A 5,095-nucleotide genomic window follows, 5' to 3' on the forward strand; every position below is an offset into this window, starting at 1 on the left:
CGACAACCAGAGAGAAGACGGACAAACCCCGTTTTACGGGGCATGCACATGCGGCATTTCGATTCACTCAAAACTTTCCCCGGACAGCCCTGCACAAGGGGAGAAGGGGAGGCGCTAGCTATGCGCAACCATCACGTGGCGGACGGCGGTGTAGTCTTCCAGCGCGTAGAGCGACATGTCCTTGCCGTAGCCGGACTGTTTCAGTCCGCCATGCGGCATCTCGTTGGTCAGCATGAAATGGGTGTTGATCCAGGTGCAGCCATATTGCAGGCGGGCAGCCGTCGCCATGGCGCGCGACACGTCCTTGGTCCATACGGATGACGCCAGGCCATAGTCGCTGTCATTGGCCCAGTTCACTGCCTCGTCGACTTCCGAAAAACGGGTGATCGAGACGACCGGCCCGAACACTTCGCGCCGCACGATCTCGTCTTCCTGCAGGGCGCCGGCAACGACGGTCGGCTGGTAGTAGAAGCCGGAGCCCTCGCCCGGCTTGCCGCCGGTGGTGATCTCGATGTGTTTCAGTTCCGAGGCGCGCTCGACGAAGCTTGAGACACGGTCGCGCTGGCGGCGCGAGATCAGCGGCCCGATCTCGTTTTCGGTGTCGTCGGGGCGATTGTACTTGATGGTCGAGACGGCCGAGGAGAGATCGGCGACGAGCTTGTCGTAGATCTTCTTGCCGGCATAGATGCGGCAGGCGGCGGTGCAGTCCTGGCCGGCATTGTAATAGCCGAAGGCGCGCAGGCCGTTGACCACCGCACCGAGATCGGCGTCGTCGAAGACGATGACCGGGGCCTTGCCGCCGAGTTCGAGATGCGTGCGCTTGACCGACTTGGCGGCCGCCTGCAGCACCTTCTTGCCGGTGGCGACATCGCCGGTAATCGAGATCATGTTGACCTTGGGATGGTTGATCAGCGTGTTGCCGACGCTGTCGCCGCGGCCGAGCACGACGTTGACCACGCCTTCCGGCAGGATGTCGGCAAGGATCTTCGCCAGCTTCAGCGCCGTCAGCGGCGTCTGCTCCGACGGCTTGAAAACCACGGTGTTGCCGCCGGCAATGGCTGGCGCCAGCTTCCAAGCCATCATCATCAGCGGGTAGTTCCACGGCGCGATGGAAGCGACGATGCCGATGGCGTCGCGCCGGACCATCGAGGTGTGGCCGGGAATGTATTCGCCGGCGACCACGCCCGGCATCGAGCGGACCGCACCGGCAAAGAAGCGGTAGCAGTCGACGATGGCCGGGATTTCGTCATTGAGCACGGCGTTGATCGGCTTGCCGCAATTGAGCGCCTCAAGCGTGGCGAACTCCTTGGCGTTAGCCTCGATGCGGTCGGCTATCTTAAGCAAATAGCCGGAGCGCTGCGCCGGCGTGGTGCGCGACCACAAGACGAATGCTTGTTCGGCGGCGGCCACAGCCGCCTCGATCTGCGCCTGGCTGGCCTCGGGCAGGTTGAGGATGGTCGCCCCGGTCTTCGGATTGAGGATCGGTTCCTCGGTTTCGGTGCCCTTCTCGAATTTCGAGCCGATCAGCATCTGGGTGTCCATGAGGTTTCTCCCTTAACAGGAGCGAGTAGCGAGTAGCGAATAGCGAGTAGGGTTTGGCAGTCGGTTTTCCTATTCGCTATTCGCTACTCCCTATTCGCTGTTTTTCATTTCCCGCTTCCAGCGATCTGGTCGCCGTCGCGGGTGAGGTAATAGGCGGCAAGGATGGGCAGCAACGTCACCAGCACCACGACCATGGCGACGACATTGGTGACCGGGCGCTGGCGCGGACGGATCAGCTCTTCCAGCATCCAGATCGGCAGCGTCTGCTGCTGGCCTGCGGTGAAGGTGGTGACGATGACCTCATCGAAAGACAAGGCAAAGGCCAGCATGCCGCCGGCGAGCAGCGCCGTGGCGATGTTGGGCAGCACGATATGCCGGAAGGTCTGGAAGCCGTCGGCGCCGAGATCCATCGACGCCTCGATCATCGAGCCCGATGTGCGGCGAAAGCGGGCGACGGCGTTGTTGTAGACGACGACGACGCAGAAGGTGGCGTGGCCGAGCACGATCGTCCAGAACGAGAACGGGATGTCGGCCAGCGAAAAAGCCGAGCGCAATGCAATGCCGGTGATGATGCCGGGCAGCGCGATCGGCAGGATGACCAGCAGCGAGATGGTTTCGCGGCCGAAGAATTTTGTTCGCGACACAGCCGCCGAACAGAGCGTGCCAAGGATCAGCGCGATCGCCGTCGAGATGGCCGCGACCCTGACCGACAGCGACAGCGCCTGCCAGACATCGGGCCGGTTCCAGGTGACGGCGAACCATTGCGTCGTCAGACCCGGCGGCGGCCAGACGAAACTCTTCTCTTCGGTGGTGAAGGCATAGACGAAGATCAGCAGGATCGGCAGGTGCAGGAAAAGCAGCCCGCAGGCGGCGGCCACCTTCAGGCCGAGGGGCGCGGATTGCGAGCCATCAGAGCGCATCGAAGGCCCCCATGCGCTTGGCGCCCCAGAGATAGAATCCCATGATGACGATCGGCACCACGGTGAAGGCTGCGGCGAGCGGAATGTTGCCTGCGGTGCCTTGCTGCGAATAGACCGCCTGACCGATGAACAGCCGCGAGGTGCCGATGATCTGCGGGATAATGTAGTCGCCTAATGTCAGCGAGAAGGTGAAGATCGAACCGGCGACGATGCCAGGCAACGCCAGCGGGAACAGCACGTTGCGAAAGGTCTGTCCCGGCGAAGCCCCCAAGTCGGATGAGGCCTCGACCAGATTGCCAGGCACGCGCTCGAGCGCCGCCTGCACCGGCAGGATCATGAACGGCAGCCAGACATAGACGAAGACGATAAAGGTGCCGGTGAACGACACCGACAGCGAATTGCCGCCGACGACCGGCAGCGACAGCCAGGCGTCGAGTACCCACAACAGATGCAGTTTGGCGAGCAGCCAGGTCAGGATGCCTTCCTTGGCCAGGATCAGCTTCCAAGCATAGATCTTGACCAGGTAGCTCGACCACAGCGGCAGCATGATGCCGAGGTAGAACAGCGCCTTCCAGCGGCCGCGCGCATAGCGCGCCGCGTAATAGGCGATCGGGAAGGCGACGACTGCCGAGACCAGTGTGACCAGAGCCGCCATCGTCACCGTGCGCAGGATGATGTCGAGATTGGCGGCCTGGAACAGGTCACCATAGGTCTTCAATGTGAACTCTCGGTTGATGAGGCCGGAAAACTCGTCAATGGAGAAGAAGCTCTGCGCCAAGAGGGCGAACAGCGAGCCGATATAGACGATGCCGAGCCACAGCACGGGTGGCAGCAGCATGAGCAGCAGCAGGATATTCGGCTTGCGCCAGAAGAGGTCCGACAACGCGCCGCGCAAGCCGCCGCTGCCCGGCAGGATGGCGGGGGTGGGATTGGAGTTGAGCGCGGCGATTGTCATCGGGCCGCTCTGTATTGCGGGAGATCATGAGACAGGTAGCGCTCTACGGCGCCCCCCTCTGTCCTGCCGGACATCTCCCCCTCAAGGGGGGAGATTGGCTGTCCATTCGGGTTTCGCCAATCTCCTACGTGGCAGAATTGGCGAGGCCGGGAAGCTACTGATCTCCCCCCTTGAGGGGGAGATGTCCGGCAGGACAGAGGGGGGCGCTTCGCGCAAACCTTCATCATGCCGGCTCGTCCATCAGATGCAGATGCTCGCGGTTGAAGGTGAGCACGACCGTCTCACCTTCCCCTGGCAAGGCCGTGCCGGCCGGCACGATGGCGTGCAACCGCAGCCCGTCGGCGTCGAGCGCGAGCTTCGTCGTGGCACCGAGATAATTGGTCGAGACGAGGCGTGCGGACACGCCTTCGCCACTTGTGACCCCGCTGGCCGCGCGCCCGACACGAATGGATTCAGGCCGCAGGCTGCCCCAGCGATGCTGACCGGAATAGCGCTGGACGAAATCCGGTGGCAGTACATTCGAGGAGCCGACGAAATCGGCAACAAAACGCGTCTTCGGCCGCTGGTAGATATCCTCCGGCGTGCCGATCTGCATGATCTTGCCATCGTTGAAGACGGCGACGCGATCGGCCATCGACAGCGCTTCGCCCTGGTCGTGGGTGACGAAGACGAAGGTGATGCCGAGCGCCTTCTGCAGAGACTTCAGTTCCTCCTGCATGTTCTCGCGCAATTTGAGGTCGAGCGCGCCGAGCGGCTCGTCGAGCAGCAGCACCTTTGGCTGATTGACCAGCGCGCGGGCGAGCGCGACGCGCTGGCGCTGGCCGCCGGAAAGCTGGCCCGGACGGCGCGCGCCATAGCCGGGCAGCCGCACCAGTGACAACGCCTCTTCCGCCGCCTTGTGCCGCTGAGCCTTGCCGGCGCCCTTGACCATCAGCCCGTAGGCGACGTTGTCGAGCACGTTCAGATGCGGGAACAGCGCATAGTCCTGGAACACGGTGTTGACGTTGCGGCGATAGGGCGGAACGCCCTCGGCGCGTTCGCCGAAGATCGAGATCGAACCCGAGGTCGGCTGCTCGAAACCGGCGATGAGGCGCAGGCATGTGGTCTTGCCGGAGCCGGACGGCCCAAGCATGGCGAAGAACTCGCCCGGCGCGATGTCGAGATCGACCGCGTCAACGGCGCGAACGCTGCCGAAATGGCGCGAGGCCTTCTGGAAGGAAACGGCTGATGTCATGGTGCTGTCAGTCTGTTGCCGGTTTAGTTCTGTCGATCACCCTCGCCTGCAAATCCTGGCAGGGATGGCGAATTCGCGCGCCACTACACCTCCCCCTCGATGGGGGAGGTCGCAGCAAAGGCGGCGGTGGGGTAGCCTCATAGGCAAAATCGTGTCTGGGCGAACCCCCACCCCGACGCTATGCGTCGACCCTCCCCACAAGGGCAGGGCAATCGCATATGGCGCTCCCCCTCTCCGTCTCGGCTTCGCCGAGCCACCTCTCCCCCACTTTGTGGGGGCGAGGAACCCAGGCTTTTCAAGGCCGCGACCTCGGCGATTGGTGTTCCTCGCCCCCATGAAATGGGGGAGAGGTGGGCGCGTTGAGGGCGGGGAGGGGGCTGGGGCGGCCATAATGGATTGACCTGCCCACAAAGGGAGGGAAGGGCGCGTAAAGAACGCCCATGG

General features: G+C 63.3%; 4 protein-coding genes. All 4 read right to left on the reverse strand.

The window, feature by feature from the left end:
• Positions 1–114: 114 nt before the first annotated feature.
• On the reverse strand, positions 115–1,542 hold the full coding sequence (locus NKI38_RS33075; protein WP_352665040.1) for a gamma-aminobutyraldehyde dehydrogenase: 1,428 nt from the start codon (positions 1,540–1,542) through the stop codon (positions 115–117).
• Between the two features lie 104 nt (positions 1,543–1,646).
• On the reverse strand, positions 1,647–2,462 hold the full coding sequence (locus NKI38_RS33080) for an ABC transporter permease (RefSeq protein WP_352665042.1): 816 nt from the start codon (positions 2,460–2,462) through the stop codon (positions 1,647–1,649).
• On the reverse strand, positions 2,452–3,417 hold the full coding sequence (locus tag NKI38_RS33085) for an ABC transporter permease (protein WP_352665044.1): 966 nt from the start codon (positions 3,415–3,417) through the stop codon (positions 2,452–2,454). The genes NKI38_RS33080 and NKI38_RS33085 overlap by 11 nt, the downstream gene beginning before the upstream one ends.
• 223 nt (positions 3,418–3,640) lie before the next feature.
• Positions 3,641–4,651 (reverse strand): ABC transporter ATP-binding protein, encoded by a 1,011-nt coding sequence (locus NKI38_RS33090; RefSeq protein ID WP_352665046.1) that lies wholly within the window; start codon positions 4,649–4,651, stop codon positions 3,641–3,643.
• Positions 4,652–5,095: the final 444 nt, after the last annotated feature.

The organism is Mesorhizobium sp. M0621 (genome assembly GCF_040320745.1).
Classification (GTDB): domain Bacteria; phylum Pseudomonadota; class Alphaproteobacteria; order Rhizobiales; family Rhizobiaceae; genus Mesorhizobium.

Bases quoted from the DNA above. Each gene is read 5' to 3' on its own strand.
- NKI38_RS33075 (WP_352665040.1), bottom strand. From the start codon at position 1,542: ATGGACACCCAGATGCTGATCGGCTCGAAATTCGAGAAGGGCACCGAA.
- NKI38_RS33080 (WP_352665042.1), bottom strand. From the start codon at position 2,462: ATGCGCTCTGATGGCTCGCAATCCGCGCCCCTCGGCCTGAAGGTGGCC.
- NKI38_RS33085 (WP_352665044.1), bottom strand. From the start codon at position 3,417: ATGACAATCGCCGCGCTCAACTCCAATCCCACCCCCGCCATCCTGCCG.
- NKI38_RS33090 (WP_352665046.1), bottom strand. From the start codon at position 4,651: ATGACATCAGCCGTTTCCTTCCAGAAGGCCTCGCGCCATTTCGGCAGC.